Consider the following 16734-nt stretch of genomic DNA (forward strand, 5'->3'; position numbering starts at 1 on the left):
GGAGAAGTCCGCTCTCCCCGATTTGAAGCGGGCGAGACTCGCTTCGCTCGCCTCGCTGCCTCCCGTTCGCTTCGCTCACGGGAGCGGGGGACAAGCCGGAATCTCCCGATGTCGAGACAGTGAGAAAGTCCGCTCTCCCCGATTTGAACAGATGACAGACGGTCGGACTCGCGATGCTCGTCCGCTGCGACTGTCGTGTTCAAATCGCGTCGAGGAGAGTCCTCACTGCTCGCGGTGTTCGCAGGAGAAGTCCGCTCTCCCCGATTTGAACGGGGGGCAAGCCGATCTACAGTCGGCTGCTCTACCAGGCTGAGCTAAGAGCGGTCCATCTACTCGTAGCGCCGTGGCAAGACTTAAGAATTACTCATTGGTCGTCGCGGGCCGTCAGAAATCGCTCGGTCGCGCGGTCCACGCGCGCCTGCGCGGCGTCGAGTTCGGGAATCGTCTTCGCGTTGTACGCGCGCTTCGAACAGTCGACGTGGTCGGGGACGACGCGGTGGGCCGCCATCGACGCCTCGGCGATGGCGTTCTGTTCGTCCGCGGCGTCCCACTCGGGCATCGCGAGGCGCGAGACGGTGGACTTCGACAGACTCGACTTCCCGCCGGAGGAGATGTCGCGGAGGCAACGCTGGTACGGCGCGGAGTTCAGGAGGCCGCAGAGGTAGTGCGCCTCGCGTTCGTCGTCGGTGCCGACGAACATGCAGTGGTCGCCGGGGACGACCGGTTTCTCGCCGAGGAGGGGGTCCTCGACGGTGGAGACGACGGCGAAGTGCGGCTTGAAGCCGAGGCGGCACCAGACCACTTTGTAGTCGGCCCACGTGTAGGGGCCGAGACCGAACAGCGAGTAGAACGGGCCGTCGTCGAACCACGACGACCCGCGCGCTTCGAGGCGTTCGCGGTTCGATTCGAGGTAGGCGTACGTGTTCGGCGTCTCCCGGCGGACGGCGTCGGCGTTGTCCTCGCCCGCCAGTCGTTGCGGGACGAGGTGTCTGTCGTGACCGAACAGGCCGTACTTCACCACGTGCTTGGACTTCAGGTAGGGGTAGACGTGGTCCGGTTCGATGTCGTGCGCCTCGATGGTCTCCCGGTCGAGTGCGTACACGGCCTTCGCGTCGTCCTTCACGCCGTGGCGGATGCGGTAGTCTGCCGGGCCGAGGGCGCGGCGTTCGGCGTCCGCGCGGACCCACGGCGACGCCTCCGCGGAGGGGTCGGCGGGGACCAGCGCCGTCTCCTCGACGGCGAGCGTTCGGCGCATCGCGGCCAGAGAGTCGAAAGCGGGCGTCTCGCCGTCGCGGGCCCACATCGTCGTCGGGATGCTGCCGCCTTCACTCGCATCCGCCGCGGCGCCCACGTCCAGTCGGTAGAGGGCGGTGCCGGCGGCGACTTCGCGGCCGAACGGCGACAGCGACCCGAAGTCGTGGACGCGGCGCATCGACAGCGGTCGGTCCCCGACCCGGCGACGACGGAGGAGTTCGCCCGCCGGGCCGGTCGTCAGGTCGCGCTTGAGGACGAACGCCGCGCGGCCGCCGTCGCGGAGCAACTCGTGGACGCAGGTCCACGCGAACGGCAGCGACAGGTCGTCGTTCGCGTAGCCGAGACGTGCGTCGCGCCCGCGACGGGTGAACAGGTCGAGGTCAGGGTCCGCCATCGGGCCGTCGCGCCAGCGGTCTTTCACCCGCGGCGTCAGCGAGTCCCACGTCAACCACGGCGGGTTCCCGAGGAGGACGTCGGCGCGGACGCCGTCGAGTGGCGGGTCGGACGCCGTCGTCGTCACCGCGTCCGCGAGGACGACTCGCGGGGTGAACGACGCGACGGCGTCCCGACGCAGGAGCGGTCTGACGGCGAGGACGAGGGCGAGACGGGAGGCGCGGACGGCGACGGGGTTCACGTCGAACCCGCGGACCGACCGCGCGATTCGGTCCGCGGCGTCCGACGCAGTCGCGGCGTCGAGAGCGTCGGCGCCGGGAGCGTCGGGGTGGTCGTCGACGAACGCGTCGAGTTTCGCCCGCGCCGCCGCGGCGAGGAACGCGCCCGCGCCGCACCCGGGGTCGAGGACGACTCGGTCGCGGAAGTCGTCGGCGCGCGCACCGTCGTCGCCGGAGTCGTCGTCGCGGACGCTCTCGACGGCGAGTTCGGCGAGGCCGGTCGGCGTGTCGTAGCGGCCGAAGACGCGCCGGACGAGGCGCGAGACGGTCCGGCGGTGGAGCGTCGCCACGGCCGCCGGCGGCGCGGTCCGGACGAACGCGGCGGCGAGTTCGGCCAGCGTCTCCCGCGTCTCCGCGGGCAGGTCGTCGGCCACCGTCGCGTGGACGGCGTCGAAGCCGGCGGCGAAGGATTCCGGCGCGTCGAATCGGGCGTCGAGAGGAACCGACGCGTCGGAGTCGGCCGGTTCGACGGCGACCGAGAACGCGCGTTCGGCGGCCGCGAGGTGCGTCGAGAGGAGGAAGTCGAGCGAGAGCGACTGGACGAACGCCTCGCGGGCGACGGCGTCGGCGTCACCGGGGAGCGAGTCGTCTGCGTCGTCCGCGAGGCGGTCGAACACCGCGCCGTGATGGTCGCCGACGAACGCGCGCCACGCCCCGTACGTCCCGGCGACGGGCGTCCCGCCGGTGTCCGCGGCCTCGGTGCCGGCCGAACCGAGTCGGTGACGGAGGGCGTCCCGGTACCGGTCGAGGACCGCCTCGTAGCGGGCGAGTCGGTCGTCGCCGAGGCTGGCGTCGGCGGGCCGTGGTGCGGAGTTCATCGTGCGAGTGGCGGCGCGCGGACGCGTGGACGCCGCCGTCTGGACCCGACGAGGGACGGTCGACAGTTAATGGTACCCGTCCGCGGGCGGGAAAAAGGCGGTCCGGGGCGGGGGCGGACCCGTCGCCTCAGGTCGTCAGGTCACTCTCGGTGACGCGGACGCCCTTCTCGGCGAGGTGGCGCATCTGTCGCTGGGCGAAGTCCTCCTCGCTGGTGCCGCGGGTGGCGAGGACGTAGACGAGGGCGCCGCCGGCGGGGCGCATCGTCCGCCCGGCGCGTTGGGCCCCCTGTCGGCGCGACCCGCCGAGACCGGAGGCGACGACGGCGAGTTCGGCGTTCGGCAGGTCGATACCCTCGTCGCCGACGCGCGAGATGACGAGCGTGCGGCGTTCGCCGTCGCGGAACTGCCGGAACAGGCGTTCGCGGTGGCGGTGGCGCATCTCGCCGCTGACGAACGGCACGTCGAGGGCCTCGGCCATCGCCTCGCCCTGGTCGAGGTAGTCGACGAAGACCAGCGCCTTCGACTCCGGGTGCTGGCGGAGCAGTCGGCGCGTCTCCGCTATCTTCTGCGGGTTCATCGACGCGAGTTGGTGGCGCTCCCGCCCGTCGGCGCTGGCCCACTCGTTGCGGGCGGTGTCGTCGGCCCACGGCACGTACCGAATCTCGACTTCGGGCTCCTGCACGTAGCCCGCCTCGAACAGTTTCGACCAGTCGGTGCCGATGGGCGGGCCGATGAGCGTGAATATCTCCCGCTCCTTGTCGTCCTCGCGGATGGGGGTGGCCGAGAGGCCGAGTCGGTGCTTGGCCTGCAGGTCGGCGCTCCGGCGGTAGATGCGAGACGGGACGTGGTGGACCTCGTCGTAGACGATGAGTCCCCACTCCCGGTCGTCGAACAGCGAGCGGTGGCGGTCCATCCCGGCAGTCTGGTAGGTGGCGATGGTGACCGGTCGCACCCGTTTCTCCCCGCCGTGGTACTCGCCGATCTGGTCTTCCGTCAGAGAGGTGTGCCGCAGAATCTCCTCGCGCCACTGCGCGGCGAGTTCGCGCGAGGGAACGAGGACGAGCGTCTCGCCGCCGACGGCCGCGAGGACGCCGATTCCAGTCACCGTCTTGCCCGCGCCGGGCGGGCCGACGAGGACGCCCGCCTTCTGGTCGATGAAGCGGTCGACCCAGTCCCGCTGGTAGTCGCGGAGTTCGACGCGGAGTTCGACGTCGAGGGGCGCGCCGGATTCGAGGTCACGGTTGTCCTTCACCGGGTAACCGGCCTCGTAGAGGATGCGCTTGATGTGGGCCTCCTTCCCGTCCCGGACCCAGCTCTCGGTGTCCGAGATGGGCGCGACGAGGTGTTCCTCGTCGAGTTTCTGCCGGGCGACGTTGCCCATCAGGCTCTCTGAGGCGCCCTCCAACACGACGTAGTCGTCCTCGTGGGTGTAGAGTCGGAACTGGTTCGCGCGCTTCCACTGGTTCTCCACCCACGTCTCCAGATGCGGCGACCGGCGCGGGAGGACCGACCGCATCATCGACAGGAGGGCGTCGAGGTCCTCGAACGGCGCCTGCCACACGTCCTCCTGCCGTATCTTGTAGAGGTAGCCCCGCGTGCCCGCGTTCCGGTCGCCCGTCGAGTCCACGAGATGGGCGAACTGCGCGAGGCGAGCGCGGGTGTACTGCGTCGGCTGGTCGACGACGATTTCGCGGCGTTCGGGGAACAGGACGATTCGCTCGCGGTCGGCGAGTCGGCCCCACTCGCTCGGGTAGTAGACCACCGGGTCCGTCGAGACGTCGACTCGCTGGAGGGGGCCGTCGGCGGCGAGGGCGTCCAGCGCCTCGGAGGCCGTCGCCTGCGAGAGGCCGAGTCGCCGGGCCGCCTGCTGGGCGGTCACCACCGGCCGCCCCTCGGCTTCGAGGGCGCCGTAGAAGTCGGCGACGGTGACGTCCTCGACGGCGACGGTGGCCGGCGTCCCGGACGCGTCGACGGCGGTGGTCGGCGTCTCGTCTTCCGCCGTCTCCGTCGACACCGCCTCGTCCTCCGTCGTCGGTTCGCCCGACTCGTACTTCGGCGGGGCGTCGTTCGACGAGGCGTCGGACGGTCCGTCGCCGTCTCCGGCGTCGTCTTCCGTCATCGTCTCCACTCAGGAGACCGGCGGTGAAACGGCTTGCGCTGTCGGCCGTCGAAGCGTCTCGCGGAGTCTCGGCCGTCCGCGACGCGTCCGTGGTGTCCGCGACGCGTCCGCGAACCGCGTCGGCGACTGCGTGGCACGTCGCGCGAGGGGACGGCTCACCCCATCGTGCTGTACCGGGTCGGAGACATCCGTTCGTACACGCGTCGGACCTCGTCGGTCACGTCGATGAACGAGGGGTACTCCTCCAGCGTTCGGATTGCGTCGAGGTAGACGTAGTCGACGGGTTCGTCGGCAATCTCCTCGAACACCTGTCGGGGTCCCGACTCGCCGACGGCGACGAACGGCCGACCCTCCGGGTCAATCTGCGGCGTCGTTCCGTGGTGGCGATACACCGTCGCCATGGCGAGTGCGCTTGCGAGGGGGACCTGACCGGGCGTCAACTGCCACGTCACGTCTCTGTCGTCGTACTCAACGGTCGAGACGTAGCCGTCGTCGAAGCGGAAACACCGGACCGTCTCGCCGTCGCGTCGCCACCGCGTCTCCGTTCGTCGCGGCCGGTCGAGTTCCCATCCCCGTTCGTCTGTCGGTGCGGCGTCGGTCGAACGCACGGCGTGAGTGACCCACCGGAACGGCGCGGCGCACCACGACCCGAGTCGCCGAACGCCGCGCCCTGCCCGGTGGAGCACCGAGGGCGTCATCACCGGAACTACGGTGGCTGGCCTTATCGAACTGACGGATGGAACGGGGAAGATTCGGAGGCGGCTTTTTGTCCCAGTCGAACGTGTAGTAAGTCGACATGGGATACGTTGTCAAGATGCCGAAGCTCGGGATGGACATGGATCAGGGAACGGTCGTCGAGTGGTTCGTCGAGGAGGGCGGCGAGGTGACGGACGGCGAGGTGGTGGCCGAAATCGAATCGGAGAAGACGACGGGTGAGGTGCGCGTCCGACAGGACGGCGTCCTCCACCACCGACTCCTCGCGGAGGGAGAGGGTACGGGCCCCGGCGGCGCCGTCGCCATCGTCGGCGACGCCGACGAGGACGTGTCGGACCTCCTCGCGGAGGCGACGGGCGGCGCGGCGGCGGCCGAGGCGGACGAGTCCGCAGGCGAGGCGACGAGTGGCGAGGAGACGACAGCGTCGGCGGCGACCGCGGGCGATACGACCGGCGAGTCCGGCGGCGGCGCGACGGCCGACGCCGGCGGTGCGACGAGCGAGTCGGTGAAGGCGACGCCGCGGGCGAAGAAGCGCGCCGACGAGTTGGGCGTCGACCTCGCGTCCGTCGACGGCACCGGGCCACAGGGTGCCGTCTCCGCCGACGACGTCGAGGCCGCCGCTGAGAGCGGGGGTGCGGCCGGCGGTGACGCGGGCGGCGAGGCGGCGAGCGCGGAATCGAAGTCCGGGGCGAGCGAGTCGGTGAAGGCGACGCCGCGGGCGAAGAAGCGCGCCGACGAGTTGGGCGTCGACCTCGCGTCCGTCGACGGCACCGGCCCGCAGGGAGCCGTCTCCGCCGACGACGTCGAGGCCGCCGCGGAGAGCGGGGGCGCGGCGGAAGCGACCGCCGCCGACGCGGACGGCGAAACCGCGGCGACCGGTGCGGCGGCCGAGGCGGAGAGCGGACGCGCCGAACACGTGTTCGCGCCGCCGCGCGTCCGGCGTCTCGCCCGCGAACTCGACGTCGACATCGCCGCCGTCGAAGGTACCGGCGGCGACGGGCAGGTGACCGAGGCGGACGTACGGGCGTTCGCGGAGGGGGCGGGCGGTGCCGCCGAAGCCGGGGCGGGCGACGGCCAGACGGCCGCCGAGCGCGTCGGCACCCGCGACGAGGAGCGACCGATGAAGGGGATGCGGCGCACCATCGCGTCGCGCCTCGGCGAGAGTTACCGCGAGTCCGTCCACGTGACGGTCCACCGAACGGCCGACGCGGAGGCGTTGCTCGCGGCGGCCGACGCCGCCGACGAGGGGTTGGCGCCGAAGATTTCGGTGACCGACGTGCTGTTGCTCGCCCTCTCGGCGACGCTGGACGAACACCCGGCGTTCAACGCGACGTACGAGGACGAGGTCCACCGCCTCCACGCCGAGCAGAACGTCTGCATCGCGGTGGACGTCGAGGAGGGACTCGTCGCACCCGTCGTCCGCGGCGTGTCGACGCTCTCGCTGTCCGAGTTGGCCGAGAAGCGCAGCGAGGTGACCCAGCGCGCCCTCTCCGGGGAGTTCACGATGGACGACCTCTCGGGCGGGACGTTCACCGTCTCGAACCTCGGCGTCCTCGGCGTCGAGTCGTTCGACCCGGTAATCAACCCGCCGCAGGTGGCGATTCTCGGCGTCGACACTATCGCGGAGGAAGTCGTCCCCGTCGGCGACGGCGACGTCGGCGTCAGGAAGCGAATCGGGTTCGACCTCTCGTTCGACCACCGCATCGTGGACGGTGCCGACGCGGCGCGGTTCCTCGGTTCACTGGTCGAACACGTCGAGAACCCGTGGCCGCTCGTCGTCGCCGCCGGCGGGCGCTGAGAGCGGTCGACCACTCACTCTTCGAGATAAGTGGCTTCCCACGTCTTGCGAGCGTCCAAGTCGCGGCGGCCTCTCGCCGTCACGGTGTAGACGTTCGTTCGACGGTCCCGTTTGCCCTTGTCGACCAGCCCTTTCTCGACCAGCGTGTCGAGGTTCGGATACAGACGACCGTGGTGTATCTCCGTCTCGTAGTAGTCCTCCAGTTCGTCCTTCACCGCCAGTCCGTGAGGCTCGTCGAGACCGGAGACGACGATGAGGAGGTCGCGTTGGAACGCGGTCAGGTCGTGCATCACTCTCCGTGTTCGCTCCCGGCGCATAGTTACTGTCCGAATAGTGAGACGTATCGAACCGATACCGTCCCGTAAGCGTCGATTGAACCCGCTCGCGGTTCGCGCGGGCGACTGCGTCGACTCGGTAACGACTGTGCCGAGTCGGGGGCGGCGCGCGCCGGCGACTCGCGAGCAATCGCGGCGATGCTCGCTCCGCCGGGGGCGAGCGGTCACCGACGCGGTCTGTGCGTTCGACTTTGTCGGGCGCGCTACGGGTGCGTCTCGTCCGGTTCGGGCATCGATTCGAGGTTCGTCGCCGTCTCGAAGACGACGCCGTTCAGTTCGTCGGCCGTGTCGAAGTACCAGTACGGCACCTCGCCGTAGACGCCGCTCTGGACGACGGGCATGCCCGCGTCCTCGAACTTCTCGACGACCGCTTCGGTGTCCTCGAAGGCGAAGCAGGCGACGTGGTGGAGGCCCTCGCCGTGTTCGTCGAGGTGTTCGGTGTAGAGGCTCGGCCCCTCCAGCGGTTCGATGAGTTCGATCATCGTCTCGCCCGCGTACGCGAGCGCGAGGATCATCGAGTAGTCGTGCGACTCGCCGCGGAACGTCGTGTCCGTCAGCGTCGGCGGTTCGAACCGGAAGACGTCCCACGGTCCGAGTCCGAGTATCCCGCCGAAGCGCTCCATACCGTCTTCGATGTCCTCGACGACGAAGGCGACTTGGCTGACTTCGGGTATCTCCACGTCCAGGTCAGGCACGTTCGGAGCCATACCGGTGCTACGACGTACACGACGATATATCATGATAGATGATAGACAGACAGTCTCCGTCGCTGAAGAGTGCGCGCGAGAGCGGAGGCGGAGGTGGTCGCGCGCGGACAGGGTGCCGACCCGTCGAGAGCGACTGCGCGCTCAGGGCCGACTGAAGAAGCCGTCGCGCGCCGCGCGTTCGTAGACGGCGTCCACGTCGACGACCACGGGGCCGTCGGGGACGGGTCGCACGTCGATGGTGGCCTCCCTGACTTCGAGTTCGCGTTCCCCGTCCACGGAGACGACGCCCTGTGGAAGTTCGAACGTCGTCGTCTCGTCGTCGTCGAGGCGGTCCCACGCGCGGACGCCGAGGCGTTCGACCACGCCGGGAACGGTGATGGCCCGGACCGTCTGCTCGCAGTCGTCCGGCGGACCGAGACGGAAGCCGACGCCGCCCGACTCCTCCGGCGGGTGGAGCGAGAGACCGCCCGCGATGCCCGAGAGGCCGATTTCCGTCGGCGAGGCTCGCGAGACGACGCCGCCGACGACGCGACTGGCGTCGAGGATGGCCCGCGTCCCGACGAACTGCTGGTCGAGGACGCCGAGGGTCGCGAGGCCGCGGATGGTGCGTTCGCCGTTCGCCGTGTCCGCGACGGCCTCGACCATCCCGTGGCGGTACGTCGTCTCCGCGCGCGAGACGCCGCCCGTGGCGACGAGTGCGGCCGCGCCGCCGGCGACGGTGCCGTCGATGGCGTTCGGGAACACGTTGTTCGTGCCCGTGGAGACGCTGACGACGGGGACGTCCTCGATGGTGTGCGCCACGTCGCGGTTGGTGCCGTCGCCGCCGAGGACGACGACGGCGTCGGCCGCCGTCGCGAACGCCGCGGCCGCACGCCGGGTGTCGCCGCCGTCGCCGGCGACGGACATGTCGAGGAGGCCGACGTCGAGTTCGGCCGGCGACTGGTCCACGATTCGCTGTCCGAGGTTGCCCCGGTCCGGCATCACCAGCACCTCGACGTCGGGTTCGAGCGAGAGTCCGGCGAGGACGCACTCGGCGGTCCGTCGCTTCTCGTAGTCGTCGCTCACGCTGGCACCGCCGGTGAGGCGGCGGATGTCCCGCCCCGCCGCCGGGTTGACGACGAGGCCGACAGTGGCCGTCACTCAGATCACGCGGTCGATGGCTGCGCGCACGTCCCCGGCGTGCGGGAGCACCTCCTCTTCGAGGACGGGGCTGAACGGGATGTGCGTGTCGGCGACGCCGACGCGCTGAATCGGCGCGTCGAGGCTGAAGAACGCCTTCTCCTGTATCCGCGCGACCACCTCGGCGTGAGTGCCGTACGAGAGCGGACTCTCGTCGGCGACGACGAGTCGGCCCGTCTTCTCGACGCTCTCGACGAGGGTGTCGGTGTCCATCGGGTACATCGACTGCAGGTCGATGACCTCCAGACTGGTCTCGCCCGCGAGTTCCTCCGCGAGGTCGAGCGATTCGCCGACCATGCGCTGGGTCGCGACGACGGTCACGTCGTCGCCCTCGCGTTCGACGCTCGCCTGCCCGAGGGGGATGGTGTAGTCGTCGTCGACCGGCACCTCGCCCTCCTGTTCGTACACCGCCTTGTTCTCGAAGAAGAACACCGGGTCGTTCGACCGGATGGCGGACTTGAGCAGGCCCTTCGCGGCCCGCGGCGTGCCCGGCGCGACGGCCATGATGCCCGGGAGGTGGGCGAACCAGGTGTGCAGCGTTCCCGAGTGCTGACTGGCCGCGCCCATCCCGCCGCCCTCGGTGGTGCGAACGGTGACGGGCATCTCGGTCTTGCCGCCGAACATGTAGCGGTTCTTCGCCATCTGGTTGAGTACCTGTTCGGAGCAGACGCCGAGGAAGTCCGAGAACATTATCTCGACGACCGGACGACTGCCCGTGGCGGCCGCACCGACGGCCGCACCCATGAATCCGGCTTCGCTGATGGGCGTGTCGCGGACCCGTTCCTCGCCGAAGTCCTCGACGAGGTCACCCGTCACGTCGAAGACGCCGCCGAACAGACCCACGTCTTCGCCCATGACGAACACGTCCTCGTCGCGGTTCATCTCCTCGCGGAGGGCCTGTCTGATGGCCTCCCGCATCGTCATCGTCTCCGTCTCCGGTACGCCGCCGCCTGACTGGCTCTCGGTACTCATCGTGGTTCACCTCCGTCGGCCCGCATCTGGGCCGCAAAGTCCGATATCTCGGGGACGTTCGCGCCGAACATGTCCTCGTACGCTTCGCTCGGGTCGGGGTAGTCCGCGTCTTTCGCGCTGTTCGCCGCGTCGTCTATCTCCGCGCTGACCTCCTCTCGCAGGTCCTCGAACTCCTCTTGCGTGAGCGTTCCCGCCTCGACGAGGCGGTCCTTGAACGTCTCGATGGCGTCTCGGTCCTTCCAAATCTGGACGTCCTCCTCGCTGCGGTACGGCTGGTGGTCGCCCTCGAAGTGCCCCTCGTAGCGGTACGTGTCCGCCTCGATGAGCGTCGGGCCGCCGCCGTCCGCCGCACGACTGCGCGCCTCCTCGACGGCCTCGTACACCGCCGTCACGTCCATCCCGTCGACCGTGAACCCCGGGATGTCGTAGGCTTCTGCCGTCGCCGACAGGTGTTCGACGTTGTGCTGTTTCTCCATCGGTGTCCCCTCGCCGAACTGGTTGTTCTCGATGACGAACACCGCCGGGAGGTTCCACGTCGCCGCGAGGTTGATGGCCTCGTGGACCTGCCCCTGCGCGACGGCGCCGTCGCCGAAGAACGCGAGCGCGACCCTGTCCTCGTCCTTGTAGTCGGCCGTCAACGCCGCACCGGTCGCGAGTGGCGGTCCCGCGCCGACGATGCCGTTCGCGCCGAGCATCCCGGCGTCCACGTCGGCGATGTGCATCGAGCCACCCTTACCGTTGCAGTAGCCGTCTCGCTTGCCGTACAACTCGGCCATCATCTGGTAGGGGTCCAGTCCCTTGGCGATGCAGTGGCCGTGACCGCGGTGGGTGCTCGTGATGTAGTCGTCCTGTTCGAGTGCCGACACCGCACCGACGCCGACGGCCTCTTCGCCGATATAGAGGTGGACGAACCCCGGTAGCTCCCCATCCGCGAACAGTTCACCCGCTTTCGTGTCGAACTCACGTATCGTGAGCATCCGCCGGAGGATCTCCAGTTGACCCTCTTCGGATTCGATATCTATCGTTACCATACGGTGTAGAGGTTATCCACCGAATATAATAATCGTTTATGTATATTATTACTTTCTGACGTAGATAGGGAAAACACAATTCGACGAACCGTGAGAAATGTTTCTGATACCGGAGAAAGTACGCCGTGCGGTGAATGTGCGGAGAGAGACGACGGAGCACCGACGCGTGTAGGGAGGGGCGGACACCGGGTTTCCGGTGAACGAGGCGGTGCCGTCGAGGGGGAAAGACGTCGCCGACGCCGACTGGAAATCGGAGGTTGGGTGCGGGAGAACTGACAGCGGTCGTTCCGTGTCGGGGGTAGCGAGACGCACACCGGATTTCCGGTGAAATACGTTCCGGTTCCCCCCGTTCGGGGGCGTCGGTGGTGACGGTATCGAGGGGACGAGTGTGCCGCAGAGACACACCGGGTTTCCGGTGAGATTTCGCAATCGGCACGTGTGTGCGAGGAGAGGGACGCACACCGGGTTTCCGGTGAATCGGGAAGCGAGCATCCGTCGGCGAGTGACCTCCCCGGTTCTGCGAAGGAACGACCGTGCTGTACCTACGGCGAGGGTGTGTCGTACCCACGGCGAGAGTGCGTCATACCCACGGCGAGAGTGCGTCATACCCACGGCGAGAGTGCGTCATACCCACGGCGAGAGTGCGTCGTACCCACGAGGAAGGTACGTTAGATCCACGACGGGGATGTGCTGTGCCCCATCGAATACATCGCCGGGCGGACACCCAGTTTCCGGTGAACTCGGTCGAAAACGCCACGTAGAATGCTGTTGCCTCGGGTCCTTTCGCCCCCGTGTGAACGTCGTCCACACCGGGTTTCCGGTGAAAGAGCACCGACTCGTAGCTCGTCGTCGGTCCCTACCGTTCCCCGCACTGCCGACGGCGTGTTCCGGCGTACGTTCCCTGTCCTCCTTCGAGCAATCGCGCGAGAGTATCGGACAGTGGACTCGATGTATAACAACTATTAAATAGTTGTTTAGTGTAAACGTCCATTGATACACTCACAAGCAAGTTATCGTTCGTCACTCGAACGTGCTGCAACGGAAACGGGCCTTTCTGACGGATGGAGATGGAACGCGTCGAGAGTGCGGCGTCGTCCCGTCTCCGGTGCGGACGCACCGCTTCCGCTGTACCGATACTCCCGCCCTCCGTTCGTCGATACGTCGGCTTCCTCCGTGTCGACGCACGTCTTCTGTGCCGGTGCGCGTCCTCTATGCCGATGCGCGTCCTCTATGCCGATACTCCCGCCTTCCGTTCGTCGATGCGCGCCCTCCGTGCCGGTGCGTCGGCGTCTGCCGTGCCGGTGTGCTGGTTTCGTCGCTGTCGATACATCCGTCTCCTCTCCCCGAGGAACGTATGCAGTGGTCACCGAACGTCTTCGTCACCATGTTTGGGTGTGGCTCGTGGCGTCCTTTACCGCTCTCGAGGCAGTTCGCCCGGCGTGTGAGCCGAACACACCGGGTTTCCGGTGAACCGATACCTCCGTTTCAGCTGCACCAACCCCCCGTCGATACCGCGTTCACCGGAAACGTGGTGTGTGTGTCGCGCGGCGAGATGGCAAACCATTTCACCGGAAACACGGTGTCCTGTAGTATGCCGAACACCAGCGACGACCTCTTCACTCGGGAGGACCCCATCTTCGCCAACAAGGAACTCCTCGAAATCAACCACCTGCCGGGGGAGGGTCGTATCGTGGGCCGCGACGACGAGATTTCCGACCTCGCGGCGGCGGTGAACCCCGCCATCTTCGGACAGAGTCCGAGCAACGTCCTCATCTACGGCAAGACGGGGACGGGAAAGTCCCTCTGCGCGAAGTACGTCTCCCAACGCCTCGTCGAGACGGCGGGCGAGGAGGACGTGAAGGCGACGTTCGCGTACGTGGACTGCGCGCAGGACACGACCGAGACGCAGGCGGTCCAGACTATCGCCGACAGCGTCAACCGGTCCGAGGTGACCGGCATCAAGGTACCCGACAAGGGACTCAGTACCTCCACGTACTACAAGCGACTCTGGCGCATCCTCGACGCGCAGTACGACGTGGTCCTCATCATCCTCGACGAGATTGACAAACTGAGCGACGACGACATCCTCATGCAACTGTCGCGGGCGGGCGAGGCGGGGAAGATCGCCCAGTGTAAACTGGGCGTCATCGGCATCAGCAACAAGATTCAGTACAAAGATCGGATGGACGAACGGGTCAAGTCGAGTCTCTGCGAACGCGAGTTCGTCTTTCCGCCGTACGACGCGAACCAACTCCGCGACATCATGGACGCCCGCAGCGACGCCTTCCGCGACGGCGTGTTGGACTCTTCGACGATTCCGCGGGCCGCCGCCCTCGCCGCCCGCGAACACGGGGACGCCCGGAAGGCCATCGACATCCTCCGGTACGCGGGCGAAATCGCCCAGTCGACCGCCGCCTCGACGGTGCGCGAGGAGTTCGTCACCCAGGCGCGCGAACGCGCGGAGACCGACCGGTTCCGCGAACTCATCCGCGGTTCGACGCCGCACTCGCGGTACGTCCTCCAAGCACTCGCGATGCTATCGCTCTCGAACGAACGACAGGACGGCTTCCGGACGAGTCGCGTCTACGAGGTGTACGAGAACATCTGCACCGGTCAGGGGTCGGACAGCCTCTCGCTCAGACGGGTCCGGGACTTACTGAAGGAACACGCCTTCCTCGACATCATCGAACAGTCGAAACACAGTGGCGGCAGCGCCGAAGGGAGTTACACGAAGCATCAGTTGTTGGAGGACCCGCAGGTCGTCCGTGACGTCCTCACAGAAAACGTCGGTACGTGAGGCGCCGAAGAGTACGAGGCACGGGCACTCTCCGGCGCGAAACTCACCATCTGCGGCGGTGGCGGGCCGAAGCACTGCACGTCTCCCGGTGGGTCGTCTCGACGTGACAGCATCTGGTAGTTCGCGAGATACGACTTATATCTTATCACGCCGAAAGTGACTGAAACAATCACGCGTGATCGACCCGGTCACTCGGTGGCCCCGTCGTCCGTGACGCCGGTCGGCACGTCACCGCCCTCCTGCGTCGCCGTGAAGGGACGCGCCGATTCGCGGTACCGCCGGAACGTCCGCTCCGCCCACGCGACGAACTCGTCGTCGGTGCCGTCGACGCTCGCGAGAATCGTCCCCTGACTGTCGTAGGCGGCCAGATAGGCGTGACCGTCGATGATCATGAGGCCGAAGTCCAGTTTCGCAGGGGCGACGAACAGTCTGAACTGGTCGAGTTCGAACGCGCGTTCGAGGTCGTCGGGGTACTCCGAGGCCGACGTCTCCAGGACGGCTTCGTCGACGACGAGTTCGACGCTCGACTCCGGACCGATGACCCGCGCGGCCGCCTCGTTGAAGATGCGGCTGACGATGGGCGTTATTCCACGGAACCGCTCGACGTGTTCCTCCCCGGCGACCGTCAGGAATCGGTTGATGGGGGCGTGCGGGTTGTCCGCCGTCGCCTCCGCGGCGTGGAGTCGGTCGAGGACGACCGGGTCGAGGTCGACGGCGACGTCGCCGAGGTTCGAGAGGAGTACCGAGAGTCGGTCGGCGACGGCGACGGTCGCCTCGAACTCGTCGTAGCTCTCCGCGACGACGTCGCCCGCGGCGGTGAGTGCGTACCGTCCGTCGTCCGTCAGTTTCTCGACCCAACCCCTGTCGGCGAAGGCCGTCACGGTCCGTTGTGCAGTCTCGCGCGCGCACGAACATTCCGCGGCGAGTTCGGAGGGTCGGTACGGCTGGTCCCGAAGGGCTCTGAGGACGGCAACTCGGCTCTCCGACCCGACGAGAAAGGCGATCTCCCCGCGTGCACTCATGCAGGTATCCTTGTTCGGCCGACGGCATCACCCTTTGGTACCTTCGGGTGGCGCGACGACCGGTCAGTCGAGCAGACCGAGGTTGTCGATGCGCTTGACGATCTCTTCGACGGCCGTCTCGGCGTCGTCGGTCCGCTTCCCGCCCGTGATGACGATTTTACCGGAGCCGAACAGGAGGATGACGACCTCCGGTTCGTCCATCCGGTAGACGAGACCCGGGAACTGCTCGGGTTCGTACTCGACGTCTTCGAGACCGAGTCCGATTGCGAGCGCGTTCAGGTTCAGGTTGTGACCGAGGTCGGCGCTCGAGACGATGTTCTGGACGGTTATCTCGGGGTTCTCGTCGACCGGGATGCTCAGCCCACGGAGTTTGTCGAAGATGATTCCGAGCGCCTCGTGGACGTCGTCGATGCTCTTAGCACCCGTACAGACGATCTTGCCCGACCGGAAGATCAGGGCCGCGGCCTTCGGGTCCTGGGTCCGGTAGACGAGACCCGGGAAGTTGTCCGGATTGAAGTCGGCACCGGGGAGGTCGTCCGCGAGTGCCTCGAGGTCGAGTTCCTGTCCGATACCCGTCGATGCGACTACGTTCTGAATCTCGATGGAGTCTGCCGGCGCACTCATTGTTCGCTGGAAACGTCTCTCCCCTAGCTTATAAAGCGACCCGTTTAAATCGAGGCGTTTCGCCCGGACCAGCCCAACTGTATATCTTCTATCCCGCACCCGGCCGCGTACGTAACCCTCCGTAGGGGTATATAAAATGTCCGAACATGCAGCGGAAGACGAATATACGAGCTATCGTCAAACAATCACACTCATCTCCCACTATTTTTTGAAGATTAGTCCGAATCAACGAGGTTAAGTATGACCCTGCCATTCGTAGAAATACGCGGGGCGCCCCGGGACACTCCCGGCGCGCCACTCTCCGAACGCCCTCGACCCCACCGCCGACACGTCGGCCGCGCTGGGAGTGCATCGCACTCTCACGCCGCCGACGATACGACGGGCTTAAGTGGTCGAGCGCATTTCGGAATAATGCGAACGACACACCGCGACCGCGACACGGTTCAACCCCGTGTCGCACTCTCGGACGCACCGTCCTCTCGCGAGGACACTCACGAAGCGCGGAACGATGCCCTTAAGGCGTCGAACGCGCTACGTTCAAGTCCGAAGTCATGAGGATTCCACCCCTGCGGTCCGCCGTACAGATGGAATCTGATGTTAGCCTTGGTAGTTCGGTGCCACCCGTTCGGTGACACCGAGCACCACGAACGGACCACGCAATGGAGATGATTCGTCACCAGACGAATACATCCC

At 67.3% G+C, this 16734-nt stretch carries 12 protein-coding genes and 1 tRNA gene; 2 read left to right on the top strand and 11 right to left on the bottom strand.

The genetic code is table 11. From position 1 onward, the window contains the following. Positions 1 to 250: 250 nt before the first annotated feature. The 4 genes from BM310_RS19275 to BM310_RS19290 form a co-directional block, all read right to left on the bottom strand. A tRNA-Tyr gene (locus BM310_RS19275) sits at positions 251 to 324 on the bottom strand. 40 nt (positions 325 to 364) lie between these two features. Continuing rightward, positions 365 to 2743 carry a type I restriction endonuclease subunit M gene (locus BM310_RS19280; RefSeq protein WP_089810879.1) on the bottom strand — a complete coding sequence of 793 codons (2379 nt, stop codon included), beginning with the start codon at positions 2741 to 2743 and terminating at the stop codon, positions 365 to 367. Between the two features lie 127 nt (positions 2744 to 2870). Beyond that, on the bottom strand, positions 2871 to 4862 hold the full coding sequence (locus tag BM310_RS19285; RefSeq protein WP_089810881.1) for a DEAD/DEAH box helicase: 1992 nt from the start codon (positions 4860 to 4862) through the stop codon (positions 2871 to 2873). Positions 4863 to 5017: 155 nt separating this feature from the next. Further along, positions 5018 to 5560: a hypothetical protein gene (locus BM310_RS19290; RefSeq protein ID WP_191452910.1), complete on the bottom strand. Its 543-nt coding sequence runs from the start codon at positions 5558 to 5560 to the stop codon at positions 5018 to 5020. 98 nt (positions 5561 to 5658) lie between these two features. On the opposite strand from BM310_RS19290, the gene BM310_RS19295 reads away from it, so the two are divergent. Beyond that, positions 5659 to 7374, top strand: a complete 1716-nt coding sequence (locus BM310_RS19295; RefSeq protein WP_089810883.1) for a dihydrolipoamide acetyltransferase family protein — start codon at positions 5659 to 5661, stop codon at positions 7372 to 7374. A gap of 14 nt (positions 7375 to 7388) precedes the next feature. Here BM310_RS19295 and BM310_RS19300 read toward each other — a convergent pair whose 3' ends face one another. The 5 genes from BM310_RS19300 to BM310_RS19320 all read right to left on the bottom strand — a co-directional run bounded on the left by BM310_RS19300 (position 7389) and on the right by BM310_RS19320 (position 11598). After that, positions 7389 to 7664 (bottom strand): helix-turn-helix transcriptional regulator, encoded by a 276-nt coding sequence (locus BM310_RS19300; RefSeq protein WP_089810885.1) that lies wholly within the window; start codon positions 7662 to 7664, stop codon positions 7389 to 7391. A 248-nt stretch (positions 7665 to 7912) separates the two neighbouring features. Continuing rightward, positions 7913 to 8416, bottom strand: coding sequence for a VOC family protein (locus BM310_RS19305; protein ID WP_089810887.1), 504 nt, complete (start codon positions 8414 to 8416; stop codon positions 7913 to 7915). Positions 8417 to 8557: 141 nt separating this feature from the next. Beyond that, positions 8558 to 9556, bottom strand: coding sequence for an NAD(+)/NADH kinase (locus BM310_RS19310; RefSeq protein WP_089810889.1), 999 nt, complete (start codon positions 9554 to 9556; stop codon positions 8558 to 8560). Continuing rightward, positions 9557 to 10567 carry an alpha-ketoacid dehydrogenase subunit beta gene (locus BM310_RS19315; RefSeq protein ID WP_089810890.1) on the bottom strand — a complete coding sequence of 337 codons (1011 nt, stop codon included), beginning with the start codon at positions 10565 to 10567 and terminating at the stop codon, positions 9557 to 9559. It abuts the gene before it with no gap. Beyond that, positions 10564 to 11598 (bottom strand): thiamine pyrophosphate-dependent dehydrogenase E1 component subunit alpha, encoded by a 1035-nt coding sequence (locus BM310_RS19320; RefSeq protein WP_089810894.1) that lies wholly within the window; start codon positions 11596 to 11598, stop codon positions 10564 to 10566. Before BM310_RS19320 ends, BM310_RS19315 begins: the two co-directional genes overlap by 4 nt. Positions 11599 to 13189: 1591 nt before the next feature. Between BM310_RS19320 and BM310_RS19325 the strand changes: the two genes are divergently transcribed. Next, positions 13190 to 14395 (top strand): Cdc6/Cdc18 family protein, encoded by a 1206-nt coding sequence (locus BM310_RS19325; RefSeq protein WP_089810900.1) that lies wholly within the window; start codon positions 13190 to 13192, stop codon positions 14393 to 14395. 188 nt (positions 14396 to 14583) lie between these two features. Here BM310_RS19325 and BM310_RS19330 read toward each other — a convergent pair whose 3' ends face one another. After that, positions 14584 to 15417, bottom strand: coding sequence for a helix-turn-helix transcriptional regulator (locus BM310_RS19330; RefSeq protein WP_177232710.1), 834 nt, complete (start codon positions 15415 to 15417; stop codon positions 14584 to 14586). 63 nt (positions 15418 to 15480) lie between these two features. Then, the gene (locus tag BM310_RS19335; protein WP_089810902.1) at positions 15481 to 16041 is read right to left on the bottom strand and encodes a TATA-box-binding protein; all 561 of its coding nucleotides are present in this window, start codon (positions 16039 to 16041) and stop codon (positions 15481 to 15483) included. Between the last annotated feature and the right edge of the window lie 693 nt (positions 16042 to 16734).

It is taken from the genome of Halogeometricum rufum, assembly GCF_900112175.1.
Classification (GTDB): Archaea; Halobacteriota; Halobacteria; order Halobacteriales; family Haloferacaceae; genus Halogeometricum; species Halogeometricum rufum.